Source organism: Brevundimonas sp. DC300-4, assembly GCF_049897365.1.
Lineage (GTDB): Bacteria > Pseudomonadota > Alphaproteobacteria > Caulobacterales > Caulobacteraceae > Brevundimonas.
Window position 1 is genome coordinate 63,138 of the sequence record NZ_JAFCWC010000006.1, and the last position, 26,429, is coordinate 89,566.

Consider the following 26,429-nt stretch of genomic DNA (forward strand, 5'->3'; position numbering starts at 1 on the left):
ACGCCCCCTTGATCTCGCCACGCTTTCAGGGCTCCCTCCGCGCCGAAACGTTTCGGAGTACGCCTTGATGTCCCGCGCCCGCCTCGCCGTGATGGCTTCCACCCTCGCCCTGCTCGCCGCCTGCGGTCAGGGCGACACGAAGTCCGACATGCCGCCCCTGCCCGCCTCGGCCACGGCGCCGGTGACCTATGAGCGGGACGTCCACTCCTGGGCCCAGCCCCAGATCGCGCGGGTCAGACACGTCGATCTCGACCTGACCGCCGACTTCGCCACAAAGACCCTGTCGGGCACGGCGACGCTCGACGTCACGGGCGAGCCCGGCGCGACCCAGATCATCCTCGACATCAAGAACCTCGAGATCCGCTCCGTCGCCGACGACAAGGGCAATGCGCTTCAGTTCGCCCTCGGCGCCGAGGATCCGATCAAGGGCCAGGCCCTGACGGTCACCGTCCCCGCCTTCGAGCCCGGCAAGGTGGAGAAGATCGTGGTGACCTATTCCACCCGCCCCGACGCCGCGGCCCTCCAGTGGCTGACCCCGGCCCAGACGGCCGGCGGCCAGCAACCCTTCCTGTTCAGCCAGGGCCAGGCCATCCTGACCCGTACTTGGGTCCCGACCCAGGACAGCCCCGGCATCCGCCAGACCTATTCGGCGAAGATCACCGTCCCCGAGGCCCTGACCGCGGTCATGTCCGCCGAGATGCTGACCCCCGACGGCGAGCGCGCCGCCGAGGGCCCCGGCGGCAAGATGCACAGCTACCGCTTCCGCATGACCAACCCGGTCCCGCCCTATCTGATCGCCCTGGCGGTCGGCGACCTGAAGTTTGCGTCCGAAGGCGCCCGCGTCGGCGTCTGGACCGAGCCCGGCCGTCTCGACGCCGCCAAGGCCGAATTCTCCGAAATGGGCCAACTGGTCGACGCCGCCGAGGCCCTCTACGGTCCTTACCGCTGGGGCCGCTACGACCTGCTGATCCTGCCGCCGTCCTTCCCGTTCGGCGGGATGGAGAACCCGCGCCTCACCTTCGCCACCCCGACCGTCGTCGCCGGCGACAAGTCGCTGGTCTCGCTGGTCGCCCACGAACTGGCCCACTCCTGGTCCGGCAACCTCGTCACCAACGCCACCTGGGCCGACATCTGGCTCAACGAGGGCACGACCACCTATTTCGAGAACCGCATCATGGAGGCGGTCTACGGCCGCGACCGCGCCCTGATGCTCCAGGTCCTGGGCTGGAACGACCTGCAGTCGTCGCTGGCCGACATGGCCCCGCTCGATACCCGCCTGCACGTCGACCTCGACGGTCGCGATCCCGACGACGGTCTGAACGACATCCCCTATGAGAAAGGCGCCGCCTTCCTGCGCACGATCGAGCGGATCGTCGGCCGTGAGCGCTTCGACGCCTGGCTGAAGGGTTATTTTGAACGCAACGCCTTCAGGCCCATGACCGCCGGCGGCTTCCTGATCGATATTCGCGCCAACCTGGTGCGTGGCGATTCCGCGCTGGAGCGCGAGCTGCAGCTCGACAACTGGGTCTATCAGCCGGGCCTGCCGTCGAATGCCCAGGCGCCGGTCTCGACCGCCCTGACCGCCGTGGACACGGCCGCCGACGCCTTCTTCGCCGACAAGGGCCCGGCCTCGGCCATCCCCTGGTCCGGCTGGTCGACGCAGGAACGCCAGCATTTCCTCGCCTGGCGTCCTGAAGGCGCCGCCGCCACGCGCCCGTGGCTGACCAGCGCCCAGCTCGCCGACCTCGAGACCACCCTCAACCTGCGCGCCGAGGGCAATGCCGAGGTCCTGTTCCAGTGGCTCCAGATCGCCGTCGCCCATCGCTACCAGCCGGCCGTGCCGACGCTGGAACGCTTCCTGACCTCGCAGGGCCGCCGAAAATTCGTCCTGCCGCTCTACACCTCGCTGTGGGGCCAGGGCGACTGGGGCCGTCCCATCGCGACGCGCGTCTATGCGACGGCGCGGCCGGGCTATCACCCGGTCACCACAGGATCGGTGGACGGGGTGGTGGGCGTTCCGTCTCCGGTCGCAGGTTAATCTTCCCTCTCCCGGTGGGGGAGGGCTTGAGCGCCCGGGAGCCGTCAGGCGATCGGACTTGCGCGAAAGGGTGAGGGTCGGATGCAAACCGGTGAGGCACGACCCTCACCCTTTCGGCTGGCGCATCGCTTCGCTCTGCGAGCCTCAAGCCCTCTCCCAGAGGGAGAAGGTTCGGCACCCCATACCCATCAACGGATCGGCCGAATCCGCCCTTGAAATCAACGGTCGGAATTATTCAGAGGCCTTATCCCAACCGCTCCCGAAAACCGTGAGACACTGGTCGCGGTCTTTGACATCGCCATCACGCCCCCCAGCCGAGTAGACTCTACGGACTATCTGGACTCCAATTTCCTGAGTCTGGACGTCTTCCCCGCACGCTTCGGACGCTTCGGACGGTGTTTTGGAGACCGGGCCGATCTCCGCTCGACCAAACCTTGACCTTCGCCGCGCGATCCCCGCAACTCCGCCGTCCGATTTCCGCCAGCCCGGTGACCCCATGTTCCGTTCGTTCCTGACCGCCGCCGCCCTCGCCGCCCTCGCCCTCCCCGCACAGGCCCAGGACCTGCTCATCCGGGGCGGAACCATCCACACCGGCAATGACGCCGCCCCGACGGCCGAGGTCGTGATCGCCCGCGACGGCCGCATCGCCTGGGTCGGGGCCGCCGCCGATGCACCCTCGACCGAGGGTCTGACCGTCATCGATCTTGACGGCGCGACCCTGTTCCCGGGCTTCACCGACGGCCATGCCCACCTCGACGGCATCGGCTGGCGCGAGCTGACGCTGAACCTCGAGGGCTCGTCCTCCGTCGTCGACGCCATGGCCAGGCTGACCGCCTGGGCCGAGGCCCACCCCGACGGTCCGATCATCGGTCGCGGCTGGATCGAGACCCGCTGGCCCGAAAGTGCCAACGGCGCCCGCTTCCTGACCGCCGCCGACCTCGACGCCGCCGCACCCGGCCGCGTCGTTCTGCTGGAGCGCGCCGACGGCCACGCCATCACCGCCTCCTCGCCCGCTCTCGCCGCCGCCCGGATCGATGCCTCGACGGTCGCCCCCTCGGGCGGAGAGATCGCCAAGGGCGCCGATGGACAACCGACCGGCTTCATCGTCGACGCCGCCATGTCCCTGCTCGCGCCCCTGATGCCCCAGGCCGATCCCGAGGCGAAGCGGAACGCCTATCGCGCCGGCTTCCGGGTCGAGGCCCGCTACGGCTGGACCGGGATCCATTTCATGAGCGCGCCCTGGTCCGACATCCCCCTGCTGGAGCAGATGGCCGAGGCCGGGGAGGCGCCGTTGCGAGTCTACAACTCGGTCACCCCTGACGGCGGCGCCGCCCTGATCGCCTCGGGGCCCCGCAGCGTCGCCGACGGACGGATCATCACCCGCGCCATCAAATACTATGTCGACGGCGCTCTCGGCTCGCGCGGCGCCGCCCTGCATGAACCCTACAGCGACGCCCCCCACACGTCGGGCCTGATGCAGACGACGCGCGAGGAAATGGCCCCGCTCTACGAGAACGCGCTGCGCAGCGGCATCCAGGTCGCCACCCACGCCATCGGCGACCGGGGCAATACCGAGGTCCTGACCTGGTACCGCGACGCCATGGCCGCCGTGCCCGCCGGTGAACGCGGCCTTGCCCAACCCCGCTGGCGCGTCGAGCACGCCCAGATCCTGCGCCCCGGGGACGAGCCGATGTTCCGGGACCTGCACGTCATCGCCTCGATGCAACCCAGCCACGCCATCGGCGACTTCCACTTCGCATCGGCCCGCCTCGGCGACGCTCGCCTGGACGGCGCCTATGCCTGGCACAGTCTGGTGGATCTCGGCGTCGTCGTGGTCGGCGGCTCCGACGCCCCGGTCGAGCGCGGCGATCCACTGATCGAATTCTACGCCGCCGTCGCCCGCCGCGATCTGGAAGGCTTCCAGGGGCCCGACTGGCGCCCGAACGAGGCCGTGGACCGCGCCACGGCCCTGAAGATGTTCACCCTGTGGCCGGCGTTCGCCTCGTTCCGCGAAAACGAGCTGGGCACCATCGAGGTCGGCAAACGCGCCGACTTCACCGCCTTCGACATCGACCTGATGACCGTCTCCGAGGCAGACATCCCCAAAGGGCACGCGGTGCTGACCATCGTGGACGGGGAGGTGGTCTACCGGGCGGACTAGATCCTCCCCCAACGGGGGAGGTGGCGCGGCGCACTTCGCGACGTGACGGAGGGGGCCAACCACGAACTCGATGTTTGGTTCGGGCCCCTTCCACCGCTTCGCGGTCCCCCTCCCCCAACGGGGGAGGATTGAACAGAAAAGGGCCGCCCACCTCGCGGTGGACGGCCCCGGTCTTTGAAATCGTAAGCCCCCTTTAGAAGCGGGCGGTCAGGCTGATCGAGGCGCTCTGGCCCAGGTCATAAGAGTTGACGTCGATCTTGGTCGAACCCAGCTCTTCGTACTCCGAGTAGCTGGTGCCGAGCAGGTTCCGCAGTTCCAGGGCGAAGCCCAGTTCACGGCCGATGACGTCGAAGTCCTTGCGGTAGACGAAGTCCAGGAACGTACCGGGATCCTGGATCAGGTCCGGATTGCCGGCGATGTTCCGGGCCGAGGTCCGCTCGGACACATAGTTGATGATGAAGGTCGCCTGCGAGCGAGCCACGTCATCTTCCCAGCCCAGTTGCACGTTGGCGACGTGGTCCGACTGGCCTTGCAGACGGCTGCCGTCGACCACGTAGAAGGACGCGTTTTCCGCCACGCCCAGCCCGCTCTGCGTCAGGACCTTGTCGCCGGCCTCAACGGTCACTTCAGAGTCCGAGTAGGTGTAGTTCGCCTGGATCAACCAGCGCTTGTTGGCGATGAAGTCCATGCCGTTGTCGGGGAACTCGAGATACTTCTTGGCCTCGATCTCGGCGCCTACGATCCGCGCACGGGGCGCGTTCAGGAAGGTCTGCGAGATGTTCGAGCCCTGGTCCACGACGCTGGATTCAACCGGATTTTCGAGGTCCTTGTAGAAGACACCGGCCGTGATGAACTGCTGGCGGGCGAAATACCATTCGAAGCGGGCGTCCAGGTTCGTGATCTCGGTATCGACCAGGAACTGGTTGCCGATGAAGGTCCGGTCCGTCTCGATATCGCGGTACTGCTGCGGGGCCAGTTCGCGGAACTGCGGACGGCCGATGGTCTTGGACGCAGCCAGACGCAGCTGCATGTCCTCGGCAAAGTTCCAGGTCACCGTGGCGGCGGGCAGGACGTACTGCTCGTCGATCGTGGTGCGACGCAGGCCCGTCGTGGCGCCGAACAGATCCATCGGGCTGACGGTCTGTTCGCCGTCCTCGTAGCGGACGCCGACGGTCAGGTTGACCAGCGGGATCACCTCGGCCTCGACCTGGGCGTAGACGGCGTTGACCGTCAACTGGCCTTCGTAGGCGGAGGCGCCGTTCGACCCGGTCACTTCCTCGAGCTGGAGGTAGGGGCCGATGTTGAAGTCCGAGAACAGATAGTCGACGCGCGATTCCAGCTGGTCGGCCGAAAGCGTGTTGATGGCGTTGAAGCGCAGGCGCCGCTCGGCCGAGTCGCGGTTGTTGTCATAGGCCGAGGCCCCGACCGTGAACTTGGCTTCGCGATAGTCCGACAGCGGCAGAATGTAGCTGAGGTCCGCGCCGCCCGAGACGACGTCGTCATTCAGTTCGCTGAAGGCGGTGGAGTTCGACTGGATCGAGTGGATATAGGCGCCGGCGGCGTTATTGCCGTAGCCAAACTGGGTCTCGTAGGGCGCGTCACGTGACGTCTGGGCGTAGGCCGCGCGCCAGTTGAACTCCCAGCTTTCGCCGAAGAAATGCTCGCCGGTCAGCTGGGTCGACAGCAACTGGCGAACGTACCAGGCGGTCAGATCCGTGCGACGGGTCGAGCCGGCGGCGTCGTCGAAGCCTTCCTGGCTGCGGGCTTCCTTGGTCACGTTGCGGACGTAGAGGTTCGTCCACTTGATCTCATTGTCGCCGTTGACGAGGCTGAGGCCGCCGAGGAAGTTCAGGCCGATGTCGTTCTGGGTCGACTGGAACCCGAAGTCATTGGCGATGACGAGGCGGCCCGCATCGAGGCGACCGGTCTGGCGCACGCCCTCGCGGCTCTTCCAGGCGTTGTCGTAGCCGGCGACGAAGACGGCGCCGACAGTGCCGATCTCGGTATCCATGGCCGCGCCGGCGGTCATGCCGAGGCCGAAGTTGACCGGGCTTTGCTCGCGCTGCAGCAGGCGCAGCGGCGAATTGATCAGCGACTGGCCCATGCGGCGCAGTTCGGCGGCCGTGTAGTTGTTGGCGTTGATGCGCTTGCCCGAACCGAAGGCAAGATCGATCGGACCGGGAATGTCACGAGTACCGTCGTCGAAGCCGAGGAAGTCCGTGCGGGCGCCGAAATAGATCAGGCCGTCCTGCGCCGTAGTCTCAGTGTTGGCGCCGAGCGAGGCCTTGAAGGTGAAGAAGGGATCCGACGGGGTCGAGATCGTCTGCAGGTCGATCAGACCGCCGCCGAACTCGCCGGGATAGTTGGCCGAGTAGGTCTTCTGGACGGTTACGCCGGCCAGAATGTCGGACGGGAACAGATCCAGCGGAATCACGCGCTGCAGCGGCTCGGGGCTCGGCAGGGGCGAGCCGTTCAGCATGGCCGAGGAGTAGCGCTCGCCCAGGCCGCGCACATAGATGAATCGGCCTTCCACGATCGACAGGCCGGTCACGCGGGTCAGGGCCTCCGCGGCGTTGGAATCGCCGGTGCGAGCCAGGTCTTCCGCGGTCAGGAAGGCCGCGACTTCCGGGCTCTCGCGGTTCGGTTCGGGAATGTAGCGGCCGAGGACGACGATCTCGTCGACCTGGGTTGAGTCGTCCTGCGGTTCAGCCGCCGCCGCGACCTGGGCGGGAGCTTCGGCAGGAGCGGATTGAGCGTAGGCGAGCCCCGGCGCGATCAACGCGCTGGTGGCCAGCAGGACCCCGCTCAGGGTCAGGGAGAGCGTCTTCATGATCTGCGCCTTGAAGGGGTTCAACGAAAGGGACGGCGAGATCGGGGCGGCCCGCAAGGGCCGCCCCGGTCTTCGTCATCAGCAGGTCGAACCGGCCGCCAGACCGCAGGTCCAGCCGAGGTACCAGGTGTCGGCGGTGTTCCGCACGGCGCCGATGTAGGTCACCGACGTGAAGAACGGGTAGAGGGCGTTGCCGTTGGTCGCCACGACGGCCGTCTCGTTGGCGCCGTTGATGAAGGTCAGGCCGTTGTTGGTCATCGTCGCGCCGGCCGGGGCCGTCATCGTCGAGGTTCCGGCGGCCGTGTTGTTCACGTTGGTGGCCGAGATGAACACTGCGGCGGTGGCCGCCGCGTTCACGTTCGAGTCGTCCTCATAGGGCCGCGAGCAGGCGAAGTAGACCGAGCGGAAGATCGGGGCATTAGTGACCGTCTGGGCGTCGTCGATGTCCAGGCAGGCGGCGGCCGAGGTCGTCGGGTTGGTGAACACCGAGTTGATGACCGTCGGCTGGGTGCCGGTGTTCATCGTGATGAGCGCGTCAGCGGCCACAGCGGCGTTACGGCCGACGATGGTGAAGTTCGAGACCTTGGGCTGGGCGAAGAAGGCGGTGCCCGACGGAGCGGCCGACCATTCCAGGCCACGGCTGCCGTTGGTCACGGCCGTCGGCTTCTGGGTGATGATGCCGAACTGGGCTCCACCGCGCCAGCCCGTGTCGGTGTCCAGACCGTCGTCATCAGCGCCGTTGATGACGATGTTGCGCAGGTTGACGGTGCCGCCGAAGATTTCGATGCCATCGTCCGACGAGTTGTAGGACTGGAAGAACTCGACCGTGGTGCCCGAACCGACGCCGGCCAGGGTCAGGGCCTGCAGTTCGTTGTTCGGCGACAGTTCGAAGCCCGAGAAGTTGACCTGAACGTAGCGCAGGCGGCCCGAGTTGTCGGCGAGGGTGTTGCCGCCGTAGTTGGCGCTGGTGCCCTCGACCTGACCGACGCACGAGGCGTTCGGGGCCGTGACGCCCGCCGGGCAGACGGCGGTCGGCGCGCGGCCGGCGATGACGAGGCCGCCCCACTGGCCTTGCGAGCTCAGGTTGGTGGCGCCTTCGACGTTCTGGCGGCTGGTGAAGATGATCGGCTGGGTCGCGGTGCCTTCGGCGAAGATCTGCGAACCGCGGTTGACCAGCAGGTAGTCTGAACCGCCCGAGGCGAAGACCTTCACGCCCGGATCGATGGTCAGGATACCCTGGACGCTGCCGGCGACCGGAGCGGCCGGGTCGGCGCCGCGATCGGTGCCGACCTGGGTGCGGCCCGAGATGGCGTAGATAGTGCCGGCGCGGACCGACAGGGTCAGCGAGCCCGAGATCGTCTCGGGCAGCTGGCAGGCGCGCAGGGTGCCGGCGGCGACGGTGCCGACATTGGTCAGACCCGTGGGGCAGTCAGCGGCCGGGGTGCCGGGCGGAAGCGGGGTGGGGCCTGTGCCGCCACCCGTGCCGCCGCCGGAGCCGAAATCACCCTCGCCGGGGGACGCCACTTCGGCGGAGCCGCAGGCGGCCAGCGCCATCACGGCCGCACCGGCCATCAGAACCTTGGTCAGACGAAGCATCGATATCCCCTCGGGTTGGAAACGGGTTGATCGCCGCCGCATCGTTCCGACACGATCTGGCGATCCCGTCGCCGCCTTTAGGACTTCAATGCAAAGTTCAAATGACAGAAAAACGTGCAATTATTACAGTCGATCCGGATACGGACTGATGTTCTCCAAACATTTGCTACGAATACTTTACGTCGCGCAGATGACAAAGACTCTGATGTCGGAGTGAATGTCACAGGATTGGAGAAATCGGCCGTGCGTCAGTCCGCGCTTGAGCGTCCCGCGCATTCCGCTAGGCTGGCGCCAGCTTCCGCGGGCGTGATGTAGTGGTAGCCTGAAAGCTTCCCAAGCTTTTCGTGCGGGTTCGATTCCCGCCGCCCGCTCCATTTTATCGAATATATTCACTGAGTTACGGGGAACGGCCCCGAAGCGGCATTTCCCAACCGGCCAGTCTTCAGGGCCTAAGCATCTGATTAATCACGAACCCCGATAGCTTTTCCGTTGTCGACGCCATTGGTCGAGAGCGCTCGGTTCGGTTTCTGGTCCCATCTCGATCTGGATTCGGCCGTCGGGATGAAGTGTGATTGCTCGCACGCTGCGGCCGGCGGCGGCCAGGCTTTCGAGCACATCGTCAAGCGCCTGGAGGCCTCGATTGTCGGGATCAGGCATCGGGTTGGACCTCGGGCGTCCAGCCCGAATAGGGACTATCGTCCCTAGAGACTATATGCCCGACCGCAGCCTATCCGTCGGATGGACTGGCGGGCGATCGTAGGACGGAACGTGCGGCAGCTTCGCCAGGTCAAAGGCCTGACGCAGGAGCAGCTGGCATTCGAGGCCGGCCTGGATCTGACCTATGTGGGCGGCATCGAGCGCGGTAAGCGAAATCCCAGTCTGCTGGTTATGGTAAGGCTGGCTACCGCGCTAGGCTCAAGCGTCATGGACCTAGTCCGACCCTAGAGGGACGCACGATGCCGGTAACGCAAGGCGCAGGTAACGCAGATTGGAATCGAGACGAGACGCTGCTCGCGCTCGACCTGCTCTATCGGTTCGGCGCGCCGATCCACAAGGGGCATCCAGACGTCGTAGACCTGTCGTCGCTTCTGAGGGGTGCCTTGATCCACCCGACCGAGGGACGGCGCCCTTCCTTCCGCAACGCGGACGGCGTCGCCCTCAAACTGCAGAACCTCTTTTCCGCAATCGACCCGACCCGGGGTTTGTCTTCGTCGATCTTGGATCGCGAACTGGTTGAAGAGTTTCCGAGATCACGTGCCATGGAGGTCGCGGCGCTGGCCAGCATGATCCGCGAAGCGATCGGTCAGGGCGAGGCCGCAGAGACCCTTCCTGACGACGAGGTGTTCGTAGAGGGCCATTTGTTGACCTCTCGGCATCGGAGCCGGGATCGCCGCCTGAGGAAGAAACTCCTCGCTCAAAAGTCAGATGATCAGCTGACCTGCACCATCTGTCGGTTCGCCGCGCCCCCGCTAGAACGCCGGCTGCGCGAAAGCTTCTTCGAAGCCCACCACATCCGTCCGCTGTCAGAGACGAAGGGGCTCACATCGACGCGGGTCGCGGACATGGCGCTGGTTTGTGCTGGCTGCCACCGATTCATTCATCGACTGATCGCGATCAAGAGACGGTGGGTCTCGATCGACGAGGCCGGGGATAGCTTACGCGTCGTCGGCTAACGGCGCGCCGACCGCTCCAGGAGCCGTCGCGCGAGGGCTGGCCCGATTTCGCATAACATCGGATATGTGCACGACGAAGGGTTCACACGGAGACCCACTGGCGCGATTTCCGTGCAAGCAGGCGCGGCCTTTGTCAGCCGCCGCTGTGACGGCCCATATGGGCCAATGCATAGATGATCTGATCCCGCGTTCGGCAACTGAAGGATCTAGGCTGACCACGAGTTTATCTGCCGGGTTGTTAAACAGCGGCATCTGATCGGCTCGGAGCGTCGATTATGCATTCAGGTGACCGCGATTAGGCGGCCACCACCACAGTCTCAAGCAGCGAAGGGTACAAAATAGTTTGAGATAAGAGCCTTGAGATGATCACAGTTATTACGTACCGCAGTTAGCGTAAAAGCGGTATTTTCGCCTAAGCGTCCCTCAACTCTCATAGACGAGGTATCGCCAGCTTGATGAAAATCATAGTTCACGGCAGATACATCTACCCATCGCGGCACCTCTTTAAGGCTCGTATAGTCAAAGTGCGTGTTTTCAATAAAGTTTCGGCATTCCGAATAATATTTATCCGTAAAGAACCAAATATTTGAGTACGCCCTAACTCCCTCTTCAACGAAAAGGTCGCACATATAAACGGACTTAAGCTCTGCAGGTGCCATAGAGGACACGTAACCCCAAAGTGTCGCTGCCCGCTCTCGCGCAACTTTAGTAGCTCCGATTTGAGCAAGGTATTCGAAGTGTTCAGCTCTCATGCGCTCTTCCTCTGGTTCTCTTCTCTTACTCGGACGATCATGCCTTCCACGTAGTGGATAATGTGTCCAAGGTTATTAGCAATAAATTCGTCGGAATTGAAATCTCACTGCCAATCCTTATTGCTGCCTTGTGCAGATATGCGAGCCCTCTCGTAAATTGGGTGCAGTATAGTCTTTACGGCCTCTTTGACGTGCGTAGTTATTTGGATTTCAATTTTTACGTTCGTGCGAACCGGATTAAAATCGAGGTCCGGAATTTCTACCTCTACATCGACTATCAAGTGACCCGCATAGTAACCAACTAGACTTGAGTTCAGATCAAAATGTACTGCTCCACCAGCAGATACTATTACATCCGAAAGCCGATCACTTAAAAATTGAATACCATCTACATAACTGACAGTCAGAGACGTCCGAAACACATCATTCAGTGAGCAAATCCAACCAGGCGGGAAAATCCAACCACCCTCAGGAGGCTCAGGCCAAAGGCTATTGTTGAGTACATTCTTCCTATAGTTCTTGTTCAGAAACGATTCGTAAGGTTTGACTAAAAGCAGGGGAGCTCGGGGCACGATTAGAGGTGTCTTGTATTTTACTCGATACGCGTCATTCGCTTCCGAGAGTTCATCGACTAAACACAACCAAATTTGGGATGTTAGGATGGCTTCTTTAGCCATTGCCGTTGCAGACAAATATTGAGTCGAAAGCTGTCTGGAGCTCCGGCCGACTTTCTCGCACAGCCAACTATCATATTGCGCAAGCTGAGGCTTTTCAGTGATAATTTCTGGCAATCGACCCGCCCCAAATACCGCCGACTGGCCAACCTTGGCCCGCTGTCCCGTCTAGTTGGGACATTTATGGCCACATGACACTTGCGCGATCAGGTTCGCAATCTGAATCCCACCTCCGATTCCTTCCGAGGCTGCATGGGCTTCGCGCGCCAACATCCAAGAGCTAGCTTGTTGTAGACAGACCCACCCGGTTGGGAAACCGGCTGTAAGCCATTGATCTGTTTAAAGCGGAAATGACAATCGTTGGGGGCGAGCAGATTGAAATCGTTGAGTTCCTCGCCGCTTCCCAAGCTTTTCGTGCGGGTTCGATTCCCGCCGCCCGCTCCAGCACCTGGCCCTTCAGGGCGGTGCAGTTTTGATCCTCCCCGTTTCAGTGGACACCCATGCTGGCTTTTCGGAGCTGGAGAGGAGCCTCCCTTCTAATGAGGCAGGGTCACACGGCGGATCACGTCGATCAGAGCCCCCCCCGGCCCCTGGGTGAGAGTCGCCTCGACGCCATAGGCGCGCCTCAGTACCTCGGGAGACAGGGCGGTCGCGGACGGTTCGTCGGACAGGACGCCGCCCTCGGCCAGGACGATGATCCGGTCAGACATGCGCAACGCCATCGACAGGTCGTGCAGGGTCACCACTATGCCGACACCGTCGTCCGCCAACCGGCGGAACAGAGCCGCGGCGCCAAGCTGATGCGCCGGGTCGAGGCCGGTCAGGGGCTCGTCGGCCAGCAGCCATTCGGGCTCTCCGGCCAGCGCTCTCGCAATCAGCACCCGCGCCCGCTCGCCGCCTGACAGGGTGTCGACGATACGGTGTTCGAACGCGATGACATTGGCGGCGGCCATCGCGCGATCCACGGCCGCATGGTCCTCCTCGGACTGACCGCGCGCGCCGATGAAGGGGGTGCGGCCCAGCTCGACCAAGGTCCGCGCCTCGACCGCCCAGGCGATCTCCGGAGTCTGGGGCAGGAAGGCGAGGCGCTTTGCCCGGTTGTAGGACTTCATGCCGGAAAGGGGGACGCTATCCAGCAGGGGCCCGCCCGAGGTCGGCTCCCGCAACCCCGCGAGGCAGGCCAGCAGGGTCGACTTGCCGGCGCCGTTGGGGCCGACGACGGCTGTGACCTTGCCGGCCTCGATCGACAGGCTGACGGCCGCCAGGATCGACTTGCCGCCGATGTGGACATTCAGGTCGGTGCAGGACAGGACGCTCATGCGATCTTCCTCCTCAGGCTCAGCAACAGAACGAGAAAGAACGGCGCGCCGAGCGCGGCCATGGCGACCCCCAGCTTCACCTCGCCCGCCGCCGGGGTCATCCGCACCAGAATGTCTCCGGCCAGCACAATGACCGCCCCGCCGAGGATGCTTGGAACAAGCAACGCCCCTGGTCGGGCGCCGACCAACGGACGCAGCAGATGCGGCGTCACCAGTCCGACGAAACCGATCACGCCCGTCACCGCGACACTGGCCCCCGCAGCCAGACCCACGCCGAGCGCCAGCACCCAGCGCGTCTTCGACATGGAGATGCCCAGCGACCGCGCTCCGATTTCGCCGAGCGTCAGCGCATCCAACGCTCGCCCGGTGGTCAGCAGGAGACCGCAGCCGATGGCGATGAGCGGCAGCGCCATCTTCACCTCCTCGAAGCTGCGATCCGCCAGCGATCCCATCAGCCAGTCGACGATCTCGTTCACCGCCCACGGGTTGGGCGCCAACGACAGGGCCAGCGACACGCCCGCACTGGACAGGATGTTGAGAATGGCTCCCGCCAGAATGAAGGTCACCAGACTCGACGCCGACCCCGACAGCAGCATCAGGATGGCGACCCCGATCAGCGCCCCGCTGATCGCCGCGACCGGCAGGGCCCAGGGCGCGTAGGCCGTTACGCCATAATAAAGGGTCAGCACCGCCCCCAGCGCCGCCATGGCCGAGACGCCGAGCACCCCCGGATCGGCGAGCGGGTTGCGCGTATAGCCCTGCAGCACGGCACCCGAGAGACCCAGGGCCGCCCCAACCAAGATGCCGAGGATCGTCCTCGGCAGACGCAGTTCGAAGACGATGGCCCAGCGCGGATCAATGTCAGGCTGGGTCCAGGCGCTGAACGGCACCCAGACCTTGCCGGCGATGAGGCTGATCCCCAACAGGATCACCAGCAGCGCGAGCAGCCCCGCATAGAGAAAAGATCGGCTGATCGGCTTCATGCTTGCCTCGCCCCCACCTGGTTGGCCAATGCGGAGTCGCGGGCGCGCGACAAGGCCGCCGCCGTTTGGATCAGAACCGGGCCGCCGCAGAACAGCAGACGTTCGGGGAACACAGCCCGCTGCATGTCGCCGGCGACGCGCGCCAGGGCCGGATGCTCCATCACCCGCTCGGCCCGGCTCGGTGCGCCGGGATAGGCTTCGCCGGACAGCAAGATGTCCGGCGGGTCGGCAACGACCATTTCGAGCGGCACGTTCATCGTGCGCTGAAGGCCGTAGCGCGACGCTGCGTTGGTCAGGCCGGTCCGGGTCATCATCTCGTCCATCAGAGTCCCCGGCCCGGAGGCGAACCCGCCCGGCATGAAGACCAGCGCCGACACAGGCCGCATTCCGGACGCGGGCGCGGCGGCGGCCAGGGCGGCCCCGATCTCAGCGACCAGCGCCTCGCCCCGTTCGGGATGGCCGACCCGCCGGGCGACCTCCTGCACCTGTTCGAGGCTGGCGGCGACAGTCTCGGGCACGTCGAACAGCGCGGTTGGGATAGTGAGCCGATCCAGTGCGTTGCGCATCGCCAGCGAGGAGAGCCTGCCCGTCATGACGAGGTCCGGTCGCAGGGCGATCACCTCCTCCGTCGTCTCGTAGGTAAACGGCAGGGTGCGGGCGATGTCGGCGATGGTCGAGCCATAGTCCTGGCGCGCATAGTGGCTCAGCGCCCCGATCTGGGCCCGATCCGCCACCCGCACCAGGATGACGTCGAGACAGGGGTTCAGCGACACGATCCGCTGCGGCCGACCGGGCGAGACCGGCGCGGGCGGCCCGGGCGGCCCGGGCGCGACGCTGCACCCGACCGTCATCGCCAGCCCGCCCCCCATCACCATCCGCCGGTCCAGCATCATCAGAAGTCGATCCCCATGGCGATGGCGTCCGTCCCGACAGGCCATTTACCGATCCAACGACGAAGCCGGGCGGCGGCGGCCTCTAGCGCGGCCACCCCCGCCGGGTCCCTCCGCGCCTCGGCCAGTCGCCCGCCGTGATGAATGGCGCCCGACATCGCCTAGAACCGGGCGCGCACGCCGACGAAGGTCCCGCGCCCCGCGACGCCGTAGTTGCGGGTGGTCTCATAGACCTCGTCGCCGACGTTCTCGACCCGGCCATAGACCTCCAGCGTCTCGTTGATCGGGTAGGACGCGCGCAGATCGACCAGGGTGTAACCCTTCAGACGCGCGGCGTTCGAGGCGTTGTCGAAGCTGTCGCCCGCGTGCTGGACCGCGACCGAGGTCGACAGTCCGAACGGCCAGACATAGCCGAGCGTCAGGTTGGCCGCATCCTTGGGACGGCGCGCCAGTTCACGACCCAGGTTGGCGCCCGGGGTGCGGTTCTCGGTGTTGGTCCGGGTGTAGTTGGCGTTGACCCGGAATGACCCGATCTCATAATCCGCCGCGAGTTCGAAGCCATCCGCCTCGGTCAGGGCGACGTTGTTGTAGTAGCCGAAGCGGCGCACCCCGTTGTGGAAGCACAGGGGAGCCGCCGCCGGCGTCGCCGTGCCGGAGCAGGACACGAAGTCGATCTGGTTCGTCGTCTCGCGCGCGAACAAGGTCGCCGACAGGATAAGATTACCGTCCAGCAGGTGCTGCTCGACGCCGGCATCCCAACCGTCCGCTTCTTCCGGCGCCAGGGCCGTGTTCCCGTAGTCGCTGTAGAGCTGATACAGGCTCGGCGCCTTGAAGCCCTGGCCGAAGCTGGCCCGCACGACGGTCGAGCCGTTGTTCAGAGACCAGGCCGCGGCAGCCTGGCCCAGGGTCTTGCCGCCGAAGGTGTCGTGCTCGTCGCGACGCACGCCGCCCGTCAGGGTCAGGCCGTCGATGACCTCCGCCTGTAGTTGAGCATAAACGCCGTCGAGACCGACCTCGGCCGTCGCCGGCACAGGGTTCGGGGTGAAGGAGGATGGCGAGGCGGAGCTGAACGCGCTGTCCTCGTGCTCGGCCCCGAAGGTGGCCGTCCAGCCTTCGCGAATGTCCAGCACGCCCTGGTACTCGTAGCGCCTGTTCAGACCCTCGGCGTCGAAGGTGACGTTGGTCGCCGCCTGATCGGGATTGAGCAGCGCCCGGTCCGTGCGGGTGTAGGCATAGGCGATCCGGTTGCTCAGGCGACCGTCGAACAGGTCGACGTTCAGGCCCGTGTAGGTGACCAGCTCCTTGGTGCTCGCTGTCTCGCGCGTGTCTCCGAAGGCGAACAGGGGCGCGGGGAAGCCATCTGCGTCGACGGTTCCGTCCGAATAGACGGCGCTCAAGTCGAGCGAGACGCCTTCCAGGATGCGGACGTTGGCTCGGCCGCTCAGCCCGAAGTTCTCGTAACCGTCCGTCTCGCTTCCGCGCGCGAAGGCCGAGAAACCCTCCGTCTCGTAGTGCGACGCAGCCAGCCGCCAGGTCGCGCGCTCGTTGGCCCCGCCTATGTTGCCGCGCAGATATGTCGTGCCGCGCGAACCGACCTCGGCGTCGATGCCGGCCTGGAACGGGCGGGTCGGTCCGGCGGTCACGATATTGACCACCCCGCCGATGGCCTGGGAGCCCCACAGGGTCGACTGGGCGCCGCGCAGCACCTCGATGCGCGCGATGTCGCCGACGAGCAGGTTGCCGAAATTGTAGCCGCCGCCGGTGCCCGAGGGATCGTTCAGCTTGACGCCGTCGATGACCGCGACCGTCTGGTCCGTCTCGGCACCGCGGATACGCAGAGAGGTTGGGGAGCCGATCCCGCCGTTGCGCGACAGGGTCACGCCCGGCGTGCGGACCAGAAGATCGGCGACGCCGACGGCCTGGCTGGTCCTGATGTCTTCCGTCGTCAGGACGGTGACCGACTGGCCGACGCGAGCGGCCGACTGGGCCGAGCGGTTGGCGGTGACCACCACGTCGTCCAGCAGGCTGGGGTCGGTGACGGATGTCGCGTTTTGTGCGCTCGCGGCGTTGGCGGCGAGCAGGAGAACAGCCGTGGCGGCGCTTGTGATCAGTGCGTTTCTCATGGGTCCAATCCCTCGTTTGACAACGAGCCGGCGCGCAGAACGGCCGCGATCGGACATGGAGACGCGCCCGGTCGCGACCGCGCAGCGATGCACGGCCCAACAGACGTCGCCATTCGGGATAGACCCCGTTTCGCTCGGCACACCACGTCCGCGCGAAGGACGACCACGACGGGCAGGTCTCCTGGCTCGCGGGTCAATGCCGGTGCGCACCGCCTTCCCAGGCTCTCCGGCTTTCGCCTTCGGACCCAGTGGCTATTGGTGCGCGGACTCGCCGCTTACAGTTGCGTGGGCAGCCCAGGTTTCACACCTGAGTTCCCTTTTCATCCCCATTACTGGGGAACCTGTCGCAAAGGGACAATTAGGCCATTGTGCGAAGCTCGGCAATGGAGCGCTGCATGGCGACCACTCTCGTCCTCGCGGCGCCCGGGCAGCAGACGAGGCCGTGCTGATCGTCGCCGGCCTGCCCCTGTCGCTGAAGTCCGCTACCGGCGCGCGACCTCGACGCCGCGCGCTTCCAGGATTTCCTGGACGCTGTCGTCGCCGGCGAGATGGGCGCTGCCGACGGCGATGAAGGTTGTGCTCGACCCGGCGAGCAGGGTCTGGATCTGGTCGGCCCAGGCGGTGTTGCGGCGGACCAGCAGCGCGTCATAGACCTCCTGCGATTCCGCCTTCATCTCGGCCACGCCGATACGGTCGATCGCCTCGACATCACCGGTGGCCCAGGCATCGACGAGGGCGTCGAGCTCGGTCGTGGCCTCGTCGAAATCCTCCAGCGTCGAACGCAGGAAGGCCAGCTGGGTGTCCTGCGACAGGCCGGCCAGAATCTCGACCTGCCGGTCGATGGTCTCCAGACCCGTGACCGGCTTGCCGGCCTCCTCGGCGCGATGCTTGAGGATCAGTTCAACGCCCGACGCGGGATCGTAGCCGGCCTTCACCAGCGGGGCGACCGACAGGGACAGGGCCACCAGCCAGGGACGGAGCGGGTCGAACTGGGCGGCGCTACCGCCGATGGAGCGCGCGGCAACATCGAGATGGGCCAGTTCCTCGGCCGTCAGCAGGCTGGACAGCGGGGTCTGGGGCGACAGGCCGTATTGCTGGATCAGAGGCATCAGCGCGGACTGATCGTCGGGATTGGATATCTCGAAAATGACGTTCCGGCTGGCGTCGAAGGCGGCGTCGACCATGGCCGAGCCCCAGGGCGTGTCGGGACGCAGCACATGGACCGTGCCGAACAGGTAGATGGTCGAATCGGCGTCAGAGATGGACCACAGCGCGGGGCCGTCGCCAACCGCCTGAACGATGACGGCGTGGTCATGAGCCGGGGCGGCGTCCTGAGCGAAGGCCTTGGGCGCGCCGGCCAGCAGGACTGCAGCGAGGCTGATCCCGAGAGCGACGCCGACGGCGGTCCTCCCCATGGAGACGGTGGTGGTCTTCAGGCGGCTGCTGAGCGTCATGCTGCAAAATCCTGTGGTTCGGTAAGGGCGTTCAGTGAATGCCGCGGCGAGCGGCGGCGGCGATGGAAGACACGAGGTATACGGCCATCAGGATGCCGGTCAGGCCCCAGCCGCTGATCGTGTCGACGAGTCCCAGCCGTTCGGCGGCGGCGTAGAGGAAAAGGGCGGTCTGCAGGGCCCAGAAGGCGATGGCGCTGGTCTCGGCCATGACCTGTCGCAGCATCTCGTCCGCGCGTCGCCAGAGCATGACGTTGGCCACGGTCTGGACGGCCAGGAGGACCGCGATGCCTGCAAACACAGTGTCGGCCGTAACGAACGCCGAGGCGTACATGGGCGCCAGGAACATCGCCCCGGCGAGCATGAAGACGATAATCTGCAGAACCCCGCAGCCCTTGGGCACGGTCGATGGACGCAGGGCCATGGTGATGGCGCTCAGGACGCCGATGGTGATCAGGGCAACCGCCATGGCCAGGGCCAGGCTGTCGGCCCACGGCATGTTGCGACCCTCGATGGCGTTGGCGAGGCCAGCGCCTGTCAGGGCGCCGACGGCGGCCAGGGCCAGACCGCCGAGGATCTTGACGACGAGCGGCTGGGTCGAGATTTCAGAACGCGACATGAGGCTCAGGCTCCTGTGTCCGAAAAGATGGCTTCGATCGGTTGTTCAAAGACGCGTGCGATCTTGAAGGCGAGCGGCAGCGAGGGGTCGTAGCGGCCCGTCTCCAGGGCATTGACGGTCTGGCGCGAGACGCCCAGGGCGGCGGCCAGGTCGGCCTGGCTCCAACCCCGGTCGGCGCGCAGGGTTCTGAGATGGTTGTTCATGCGGTCACCGCCGCCTGAGCCACCAGGCGGCCCAGGCGACGCCGTAGCCGACCATCTGGCAGCCTGTGACGATGGCGGTGTCCAACATCAGGATGGATTTGATCGGCGCCTCTCCGAGATCGCCAGCGCCGTAGAGCAGGGTCAGCAGGATGACGCCGGCGAAGCACAGGCCGACGGTGGAGCCCCACCACCAGGCCCATTTGTGCGCTTCCTGCGCGGCTTCATCGAGACCCTTCCACCACCGGAAACAGGCCCAGAGGGCGGCGGCCATGGCCAGGGCGACGGCCGTGGCCATGGCCGCGCCGCCGAGGCTGGCCTCGTCGGAGGTCGCGCTGACGACGCCGGCCACTGCGCCGGCGGCCATGCCTGCCAGGACGCAGATGCCCATGACGGCCCCGTAGCGCCTCAAGGGATGTTCCGACACTCGAGCCTCCAGAGCCAAGACACGCATCCTTGTCGATATGACAAGGCTGTTTTACACCCGCGGCCGTGGATGTCAAGCGACCTTGTCAGACGTCAGAGCGCCGGCGGAATCAGGCCCCGGCGGCCTTGTCGTGGATCAGTTCCGGACGGCTGAGGGCGCGCGGCGCCTGGTCGATGGCGGTCAACTGGGGCAGTTCCTTGCCCTCGTGATCGACCTGCAGATCCTCGAACCGTTTGGCCGAGACCATGACCTGGCTCTCCAGCGAACCGACGAACTGGTTGTACTTGCCGACGGCCTGTTCCAGCGCCCGGCCGACGCCGAAGACATGGCCGCCCATGACCGAGAGGCGTTTGTAGAGTTCCTTGCCCAGTTTCGCGACCTCGTCCGCGTTTCTCGACTGCTCCTCGGCCCGCCAGCCATAGGCGACGGCCTTGCACAGGGCGAACAGGGTCGAGGGTGTGACGATGATGACGCGCCGGGCCATGGCGTCGGTCATCAGTTCCGGCTCGCGATCCAGCGCCGCCGACAGGAAGGCGTCAGAGGGTACGAACAGGGCGACGAAGTCGGGGCTGGGCTTAAACTGGTCCTGATAGGCCTTGGCCGCCAGATCCCTGACATGGTTCTTGATGCTGGCGGCGTTGCGCGCCGACATGGCTGCATCGCGCGCCTCGTCGTCCGGCTCGGCGGCGTCGGGGAAGGCCAGCGGCACCTTGGCGTCGATGACGAACAGGCCCCCGCCCGGCAAACGCACCAGGAAGTCCGGCCGCATCTGGCGACCCTCGTCATTGGCGCTGGACGACTGTTCGGTGAAATCGAACCGGCCGGCCATACCCGCGGCCTCAAGCACATTGCGGCAGGTCTGTTCGCCCCAGCGGCCGCGCCGGCCGGTGTTGCCGCGCAGGACCTCGGTGAGCCGTTTGGCCTCGTCGCGGGTGGCGGTCGAGGCGATCATCAGGGCCGAGAGCTGTTCCTTGAGCGTGCCGGTCTCCTCCGCCCGCGCCTTCTCAAGCGCGGCGACCTGGGTTTCGAACTTGGCCAGGGTCTCGGCGACAGGTTTCAGCTGGGCCTCCATCCGCTCGCGGGCGACGCGGTCCTGGGCCTGGAAGGTCTCGGTCGCGCGGGTGACCATCTGGTCGGCGATGACCTGGGCCGACTGGGCCGCCTGGGCGCGCAACAGGTCTCCCATCGTGGTGCGGCTTTCCTCGATCAGGGCGACCTTCTCGTGGGCCGAAGACAGGGCGCCCATCGCCTTCTGCCAGCCGAGAAAGGCCCACAGGAAACCGGCCGCGAGAGCCAGCGAAACGATGGCGAGGACGATCGAAAGCGTGTTCATGCTCCGTTCCTTAGCGGGAGTCGCCGAGGCAGGCCACAGATCGGAGCGACTCCAGAAATGGACTCGACAGAGTCGACAGAGTCGCGCCGAGCCGAGGACCAGCCGACTCCGACTAACAGAGTCCACATAGTCCATTGAGTCCCGATCGGCCTGACCCGGTTCCGGAAAACGGGAGTCGAGATAGTCTGTTGAGTCGGGTTTGGTATCAGGAGAGCGTGGAGCATCACGCCCGATCCTGACATGCCCCTGCGTCAAAATCGGACGCAGGTTTTCTCCGGAACGATATTTCCTATTGCGCCGCCGCCGCACCGTCGCGCGAGGCGATCAGGGCGGAGATGTTGACGTCTGCCCCGACCACGCAGGTGTCGGCGCTGAGAGGGCAGATGCCGAGCGTCCGCTCAACCTCGCGCAGTCGCACCACCTCGGGGTTGGAACGGATGGATTCGGCGAGAAGGCGGTTGGCCTCGGCCTGACCGCGCGCCTGGGCGATGCGGGCCTCGGCATTGGCGCGTTCGAGGTTCACGCGTTCGAGGGCGGCGCGGGTGTTCTGTTCGGCCGTCGTGCGCGACTGGATGGCGGCGACCACGCTCTCCGGGTAGCGGATCGAACCGACCCATTCCATGCGAATGATGTCGAGCCCCTGGGGCGTCCACTCCCGCTGGAGCGCCTCCATGGCGCGTTGCAGGACGATCTGGCGGCCGGGGCCGATCAGCTGGCCGGGGGAGTCCTCGGCGTCCTGGGTTCCGACAGGAAGAGGCGCACCCTCGACCGGGGCGACGGCGACGATGGGCGCGCGACCCGGAGCCCCCATCTCGGCGTTGCAGGCGACGGGAAGCTTTTCCGTCTCGCGGGCGATGGCGGCGCGCACCGAGGTCCGCAGGGGCCCGTCGATGAAGGCGTCGAACTCCTGACGCCAGGTCGCATAGAGGTCCGCAGCCTTGTCTTCACGGACCTTGAAGGTCAGGGCGACGTCGGCGGTCATCGGCAGGCCAAGGACGTCAGAGAACATGATCTCCTCGTTCTCGCGCCCGTCGGCATTGGCCTCGCGCGTGTAGGAATAGGTGCGCTGGAGCGTCTGGTAGGTGCGGATTTTCTCGCCGATGCCTTCCCAGTGGAAGCCCGGGCCGAGTTCATCGCGCTGGACGCCGGGGTTGGGGCCGAACTTGGTGGTCTTGATGCCCATATAGCCGCTCTCGACCGTGACGCTGCACGATGAAACGCTGATGCCGCCAACCGTTATCAGTCCGAGGATCAGGACGATCAGGGCGATGGTCCGCCCCGCCGATGCGCCGGGGAGAGAGGGCTTCAAGCGGGTCACGCCGGCGCCGAATGTCATTGGTCGCTTCCCCCAGCGCCGAGCGCACGCGACGCCCAGACGAACAATTTCCATGCGGCCCAGACGAGGGCCAGAACCCCGGCGATGCCGACGATCGAGGCGGTGATCAGACTGCCCGCGAAATGGGCTTCCAGGATCGCCGGCACAGCGTAGCGGATCAGGAAGATGAAGCCGATCACGAGGGCGGCGATGCCGGCGGAGGCTCCGAGGGCCACCCTGATTTCACGTCCCATCGCACGGCCCTCCCCAGACTGGATCAGAGCGTGTTTGGCAGGGCCGTTCAACCCCCGCGTTTCGTCACGCCGGTCGTCGCGCCCGCAGCGCCTGGACGATGGTGCCGTCGTCGAGCCAGTCGAGGTCGCCGCCGACGGGGACGCCTCGAGCCAGGGAGGTGATCTCGACCGCGTTCCCGGCCCCCGTCGCCCCGATCCGGTCGGCGAGATAGTGGGCGGTGGTCTGGCCGTCGACGGTGGCGGGCAGGGCCAGGACGACCTCTCGCACCTCGCCGCCCTTCACCCGGCCGACCAGTTCGGAGACGCGCAGGGCCTCGGGGCCGACGCCGTCGAGCGCCGACAGGAGCCCGCCCAGCACATGATATTTGCCGCGGAAGGCGCCGGACCGTTCCATGGCCCACAGCGAACCCGCCTCCTCGACCACGCAGATCAGGGCGTTGTCCCGGCCCGGGTCGGAACAGATCGAGCAGGGGTCGCGGGTGTCGGGGGCGCCGCAGACCGAGCAGGACACGACCTTGGCCGCGGTCTCCGCCAGAGAGGCGGCGAGGGGTTCGAGCAGCTGTTCGCGCTTCTTCAACAGGGCCAGGGCCGCGCGCCGGGCCGAACGGGGCCCGAGCCCCGGAAGCTTGGCCAGGAGCGAAATCAGTCGCTCGATCTCGGGTCCGGCGGAGGCGGCCACTCAGACCTGTCCCGTTCCAGTCATGGCCGAACCACAAACTCGGCTCATCCCCGCCAAGGTCTAGAACAGCTTGGGCATGCCGGGGATGTTCATCCCCGCCATCGGGCCGGCGGCCTCACGCATCAGCTCGCCATTGACGGCGTCCAGCCTGCGCTTGGCGTCGGCGTGGGCGGCGACGATCAGGTCGGACAGAATCTCGGTGTCGCCCGGGACCATCAGACTGTCGTCGATCTTCACCGAGGTCACCTCGCCGGCGCCCTTGAGGGCGATCGTGACGAGGCCGCCGCCGGAGGTCCCCTCCGCAGTGGTTTCGGCCATTTTCGCCTGGGCGTCCTGCAGCTTTTGCTGCATCGCCTGGGCCTGCTGCATCAGGGCGTTGAGATCTTTCATAGGCTCTAGATAGGACCTTTCACTCGCGATTTCACCCCGACCTTTATCACCTCCGTCATCCTTGGGGCGCGAAGCGAACCCGAGGATGACGGAAAGAGACAGGGGTCAGTCGTTGTCCTCGTCCGCCTCATCCGGGATGGCCGGCATCTCGACGGAGGGCGCCAGGGTCTTGATCTCGCCGACGACGGCGCCGGGGAAGGCGGCCAGCACCGCCATGACAAAAGGATCGGCCTCGACCTCGGCGCGCTCCTCGGCGCGGCCGCGTTTCTCGACCTCGATCAGGGTCTCGCCGCCGCCCTGGCCGTTGGCGACCACGAACCACTGGCGGCCGGTCCAGTCCTTGAGCCGCGACGACAGGCGGGTGGCGAGGTTGGCCGGGGCGCCGTCAACCGGCTCGTAGGTCAGGGTCCCGGGCTTGAACGACACGGGACGGACGTAGCGCTGCACGTCCATCTGCAGGGCGATCTCGCGCTTCTCGCCGATCAGGGCGACGACGGCCTCGAAGGTCTGGGGATCCGGCAGGCTGGGCTGGGCCGCCGGACGCATGGCCAGCTGGGCCGAGACGCCGCCCCCTCCCCCGCCGCCGCGCGGCGCGCCTGAACCGCCGCCTGGAGCCTCGCCGTTCTGCAGCTTCTTCAGCGCCTCTTCCGGGCCGGGCAGGTCGGCGGCGTAGGCGAGGCGGACGATCACCATCTCCACCGCATCGGCGGGCGAGGGTGCGCGGCGCACCTCGTCAAGCCCCTTCAGCAGCATCGACCAGGTCCGCGACAGGGTCCCGGCCGAGACCGCCGCGCCCATGGCGGCCAGACGCTGGGCCTGATCATTGGGCAGGCGGGTGGCGTTGGGGCCCAGCATCTTGGCGACCGAGGCGGCGTGGCAGTGTTCCAGCAGGTCGTTGGTCACCTGAACCGGGTCGGCGCCGTAGCCGTAGAGGGTGCGGAAGGTCTCGATGGCCTCGGGCGTGCGCCCGGCCATGATCTGTTCGAACAGGGCGATGGTCTGGCTGCGATCGGCCAGGCCCAGCATGTCGCGGACGACATCGGTGGCGACCGGTTCGCCCTTTTCGCCCTGGACGAGGGCCTGGTCCAGCAGAGACAGGCCGTCGCGGACCGAGCCCTCGGCGGCGCGGGCGATCAGGGCCAGGGCGTCGTCCTCGACCTTCATCCCCTCCTTGCCGGCGATCCGGGCGAGGTGCTCGACCAGGATTTCCGGCTCGACACGGCGCAGGTCGAAACGCTGGCAGCGCGACAGGATCGTCACCGGGACCTTGCGGATCTCGGTGGTGGCAAAGATGAATTTGGCGTGGGGCGGCGGCTCTTCCAGCGTCTTCAGCAGCGCATTGAAGGCCTGGTTCGACAGCATGTGGACTTCGTCGAGGACATAGACCTTGTAGCGGGCCTCGACCGGCGCGTAGCGGACGCTCTCCAGGATGTCGCGAATGTCGTTGACGCCGGTGTGGGACGCCGCGTCCATCTCCATGACGTCCATGTGCTGGCCGGCCATGATCGCCGCGTCGTGGCGGCCGAAGGCGGTCAGGGTCAGCGACGGCTTGTCGATGACGTCAGTCTCGTTGTTCAGGGCCCGGGCCAGCAAACGGGCTGTCGTGGTCTTGCCGACGCCGCGAACGCCGGTGAGCATGAAGGCGTGGGCGATGCGGCCGGTGGCGAAGGCGTTGGTCAGGGTGCGGACCATGGCCTCCTGGCCGATCAGGTCCTCGAAGGTCCTGGGCCGGTATTTGCGGGCGAGGACGGTGTAGGCCTCGCCGTCCCCCTCGACCGCGGCGGGGGTGGAGACGGGGATGGGCTCGACCGGCCTGGCCTCTGCGGCGGGCTTCGATTCGGGCGCAGGCGCGGGGGCGCCGAACATGTCGTCGGTGTTCTCGTCGCGCTCGGGAGCGTCGTCATCCGCCCAAGGCGGATCTCCGGAATCAAGGTCGACGTCGGTCATGGGACCGTCTTACCGCGTGTAAGACGGTCCGTAGAGTCCTTGTGCGATCAGGACGTCATATCGCGGGGCAGCTGGCCGCCGTTGTCGACGATCTTCTGGATCACCTGCTTGTGGAGCCAGATGTTCATGGTCGCGCTGTCAGACGTGTCGCCGGTGTAGCCGAGCTCGTCGGCCAGTTCCTTGCGTTCGGCCAGCGAGCTTTCCATCCCCAGCAGCTTCATCAGATCGACGATCGAGGTGCGCCAGTTCAGCGTCTCGTCGCGGACGCTGTTCTTGAAGTCGAGGATGCCGGCGACATCGACGGGCTCGGCGGGCTGGGGTGCGACGGCGGCGGCGGTCGTGATCGGCGGCTGGACGGGCGTCGCGGTCGGGGCGGGCTGGGGTGGAGCGCTGGGCGCCGGCTTGTCGCGGTTGAAGATCTTGCCGAGGATATTGCCGAGAATGCTCATGGGGTCGCTCCGGTTGAACTGGCCAAGGGAGCGAGCGGGACCGGCAGAGGTTCCCGCGCTCAAGCAGCAAGCGACCGCGTCGCGAGCGTTAGCGCACTATAATGCTGCTCAAGCAGCGAGACGCCGCGCGTCGAGCGTTAGCGCACTGTAAAGTGAGGGAGAGTGGAGACCGCGACCCGAAGGGGAATTCGTTGTGGCTGCTGCCTTCCGGCCCTGACCAGGTTGGCGAAGCCTTCGCCCGCGATCTCCGAGGTCCATATCGCGAATCGCGACGGCGAGATCAAGGCGCCTCTCCCCGGCGGCGAAGAAGGCGAGTAGGAAGCCGC

The 26,429-nt window shown here is 66.1% G+C and carries 24 protein-coding genes, 1 tRNA gene, 1 other RNA gene and 1 riboswitch; of the genes, 5 read left to right on the top strand and 21 right to left on the bottom strand.

The genetic code is table 11. The annotated features are described in order from the left end of the window. Positions 1 to 67: 67 nt before the first annotated feature. Positions 68 to 2,038 (top strand): M1 family metallopeptidase, encoded by a 1,971-nt coding sequence (locus ACP7AZ_RS11435; RefSeq protein WP_426038780.1) that lies wholly within the window; start codon positions 68 to 70, stop codon positions 2,036 to 2,038. A 496-nt stretch (positions 2,039 to 2,534) separates the two neighbouring features. Then, positions 2,535 to 4,199 (top strand): amidohydrolase, encoded by a 1,665-nt coding sequence (locus ACP7AZ_RS11440; RefSeq protein ID WP_426038781.1) that lies wholly within the window; start codon positions 2,535 to 2,537, stop codon positions 4,197 to 4,199. Between the two features lie 193 nt (positions 4,200 to 4,392). Here the strand turns inward: ACP7AZ_RS11440 and ACP7AZ_RS11445 are convergent, their stop codons facing one another. Both ACP7AZ_RS11445 and ACP7AZ_RS11450 read right to left on the bottom strand, forming a co-directional pair. Continuing rightward, positions 4,393 to 7,029, bottom strand: coding sequence for a TonB-dependent receptor domain-containing protein (locus ACP7AZ_RS11445; RefSeq protein WP_426038782.1), 2,637 nt, complete (start codon positions 7,027 to 7,029; stop codon positions 4,393 to 4,395). 78 nt (positions 7,030 to 7,107) lie between these two features. After that, positions 7,108 to 8,625, bottom strand: coding sequence for a hypothetical protein (locus ACP7AZ_RS11450; protein ID WP_426038783.1), 1,518 nt, complete (start codon positions 8,623 to 8,625; stop codon positions 7,108 to 7,110). Positions 8,626 to 8,925: 300 nt separating this feature from the next. Here ACP7AZ_RS11450 and ACP7AZ_RS11455 point away from each other — a divergent pair. From ACP7AZ_RS11455 to ACP7AZ_RS11465, 3 genes are all read left to right on the top strand, one after another. Continuing rightward, positions 8,926 to 8,999 (top strand) — tRNA-Gly (locus tag ACP7AZ_RS11455). Positions 9,000 to 9,363: 364 nt separating this feature from the next. After that, the gene (locus ACP7AZ_RS11460; protein WP_426038784.1) at positions 9,364 to 9,570 is read left to right on the top strand and encodes a helix-turn-helix domain-containing protein; all 207 of its coding nucleotides are present in this window, start codon (positions 9,364 to 9,366) and stop codon (positions 9,568 to 9,570) included. Between the two features lie 11 nt (positions 9,571 to 9,581). Beyond that, a complete protein-coding gene (locus tag ACP7AZ_RS11465) occupies positions 9,582 to 10,298 on the top strand; it encodes an HNH endonuclease (RefSeq protein WP_426038785.1) in 717 nt (238 codons plus the stop codon). Positions 10,299 to 10,615: 317 nt separating this feature from the next. On the opposite strand, the gene ACP7AZ_RS11470 is transcribed toward ACP7AZ_RS11465, so the two are convergent. From ACP7AZ_RS11470 to ffs, 19 genes are all read right to left on the bottom strand, one after another. Next, a complete protein-coding gene (locus ACP7AZ_RS11470; RefSeq protein WP_426038786.1) occupies positions 10,616 to 11,050 on the bottom strand; it encodes a hypothetical protein in 435 nt (144 codons plus the stop codon). A 104-nt stretch (positions 11,051 to 11,154) separates the two neighbouring features. Beyond that, a complete protein-coding gene (locus ACP7AZ_RS11475; RefSeq protein WP_426038787.1) occupies positions 11,155 to 11,841 on the bottom strand; it encodes a hypothetical protein in 687 nt (228 codons plus the stop codon). A 419-nt stretch (positions 11,842 to 12,260) separates the two neighbouring features. Next, entirely contained in the window at positions 12,261 to 13,043 is a 783-nt protein-coding gene (locus ACP7AZ_RS11480) for an ABC transporter ATP-binding protein (RefSeq protein ID WP_426038788.1), read from the bottom strand. Further along, a complete protein-coding gene (locus ACP7AZ_RS11485) occupies positions 13,040 to 14,026 on the bottom strand; it encodes a FecCD family ABC transporter permease (protein ID WP_426038789.1) in 987 nt (328 codons plus the stop codon). The genes ACP7AZ_RS11480 and ACP7AZ_RS11485 overlap by 4 nt, the downstream gene beginning before the upstream one ends. Then, positions 14,023 to 14,919 (bottom strand): ABC transporter substrate-binding protein, encoded by an 897-nt coding sequence (locus tag ACP7AZ_RS11490; protein ID WP_426038790.1) that lies wholly within the window; start codon positions 14,917 to 14,919, stop codon positions 14,023 to 14,025. The genes ACP7AZ_RS11485 and ACP7AZ_RS11490 overlap by 4 nt, the downstream gene beginning before the upstream one ends. After that, positions 14,919 to 15,074 carry a hypothetical protein gene (locus ACP7AZ_RS11495; RefSeq protein ID WP_426038791.1) on the bottom strand — a complete coding sequence of 52 codons (156 nt, stop codon included), beginning with the start codon at positions 15,072 to 15,074 and terminating at the stop codon, positions 14,919 to 14,921. Before ACP7AZ_RS11495 ends, ACP7AZ_RS11490 begins: the two co-directional genes overlap by 1 nt. Positions 15,075 to 15,077: 3 nt before the next feature. Beyond that, positions 15,078 to 17,039, bottom strand: a complete 1,962-nt coding sequence (locus ACP7AZ_RS11500; RefSeq protein ID WP_426038792.1) for a TonB-dependent receptor plug domain-containing protein — start codon at positions 17,037 to 17,039, stop codon at positions 15,078 to 15,080. A gap of 154 nt (positions 17,040 to 17,193) precedes the next feature. Then, a riboswitch (cobalamin riboswitch) is annotated at positions 17,194 to 17,399 on the bottom strand. Positions 17,400 to 17,521: 122 nt separating this feature from the next. Continuing rightward, complete coding sequence (locus ACP7AZ_RS11505; RefSeq protein ID WP_426038793.1) at positions 17,522 to 18,493, bottom strand: TraB/GumN family protein; 972 nt, start codon at positions 18,491 to 18,493, stop codon at positions 17,522 to 17,524. Positions 18,494 to 18,524: 31 nt separating this feature from the next. Further along, positions 18,525 to 19,109: a hypothetical protein gene (locus ACP7AZ_RS11510; RefSeq protein ID WP_426038794.1), complete on the bottom strand. Its 585-nt coding sequence runs from the start codon at positions 19,107 to 19,109 to the stop codon at positions 18,525 to 18,527. Positions 19,110 to 19,114: 5 nt separating this feature from the next. After that, a complete protein-coding gene (locus ACP7AZ_RS11515) occupies positions 19,115 to 19,312 on the bottom strand; it encodes a helix-turn-helix transcriptional regulator (RefSeq protein WP_303695961.1) in 198 nt (65 codons plus the stop codon). A 4-nt stretch (positions 19,313 to 19,316) separates the two neighbouring features. Further along, the gene (locus tag ACP7AZ_RS11520; protein ID WP_426038795.1) at positions 19,317 to 19,736 is read right to left on the bottom strand and encodes a hypothetical protein; all 420 of its coding nucleotides are present in this window, start codon (positions 19,734 to 19,736) and stop codon (positions 19,317 to 19,319) included. Positions 19,737 to 19,845: 109 nt separating this feature from the next. Next, positions 19,846 to 21,069 (bottom strand): DNA recombination protein RmuC, encoded by a 1,224-nt coding sequence (locus ACP7AZ_RS11525; RefSeq protein ID WP_426038796.1) that lies wholly within the window; start codon positions 21,067 to 21,069, stop codon positions 19,846 to 19,848. A 289-nt stretch (positions 21,070 to 21,358) separates the two neighbouring features. Then, the gene (locus ACP7AZ_RS11530; protein WP_426038797.1) at positions 21,359 to 22,405 is read right to left on the bottom strand and encodes an SPFH domain-containing protein; all 1,047 of its coding nucleotides are present in this window, start codon (positions 22,403 to 22,405) and stop codon (positions 21,359 to 21,361) included. Beyond that, positions 22,402 to 22,638: a hypothetical protein gene (locus tag ACP7AZ_RS11535; RefSeq protein ID WP_426038798.1), complete on the bottom strand. Its 237-nt coding sequence runs from the start codon at positions 22,636 to 22,638 to the stop codon at positions 22,402 to 22,404. Before ACP7AZ_RS11535 ends, ACP7AZ_RS11530 begins: the two co-directional genes overlap by 4 nt. 64 nt (positions 22,639 to 22,702) lie before the next feature. Further along, positions 22,703 to 23,317, bottom strand: a complete 615-nt coding sequence (gene recR, locus ACP7AZ_RS11540; protein ID WP_426038799.1) for a recombination mediator RecR — start codon at positions 23,315 to 23,317, stop codon at positions 22,703 to 22,705. A 60-nt stretch (positions 23,318 to 23,377) separates the two neighbouring features. Continuing rightward, complete coding sequence (locus ACP7AZ_RS11545; RefSeq protein WP_426038800.1) at positions 23,378 to 23,707, bottom strand: YbaB/EbfC family nucleoid-associated protein; 330 nt, start codon at positions 23,705 to 23,707, stop codon at positions 23,378 to 23,380. 105 nt (positions 23,708 to 23,812) lie between these two features. After that, positions 23,813 to 25,654 (bottom strand): DNA polymerase III subunit gamma/tau, encoded by a 1,842-nt coding sequence (locus tag ACP7AZ_RS11550; RefSeq protein ID WP_426038801.1) that lies wholly within the window; start codon positions 25,652 to 25,654, stop codon positions 23,813 to 23,815. A 47-nt stretch (positions 25,655 to 25,701) separates the two neighbouring features. Next, on the bottom strand, positions 25,702 to 26,103 hold the full coding sequence (locus ACP7AZ_RS11555; RefSeq protein ID WP_426038802.1) for a DUF3597 domain-containing protein: 402 nt from the start codon (positions 26,101 to 26,103) through the stop codon (positions 25,702 to 25,704). 158 nt (positions 26,104 to 26,261) lie between these two features. Then, an RNA gene (gene ffs / locus ACP7AZ_RS11560) (signal recognition particle sRNA small type) lies at positions 26,262 to 26,355 on the bottom strand. Positions 26,356 to 26,429: the final 74 nt, after the last annotated feature.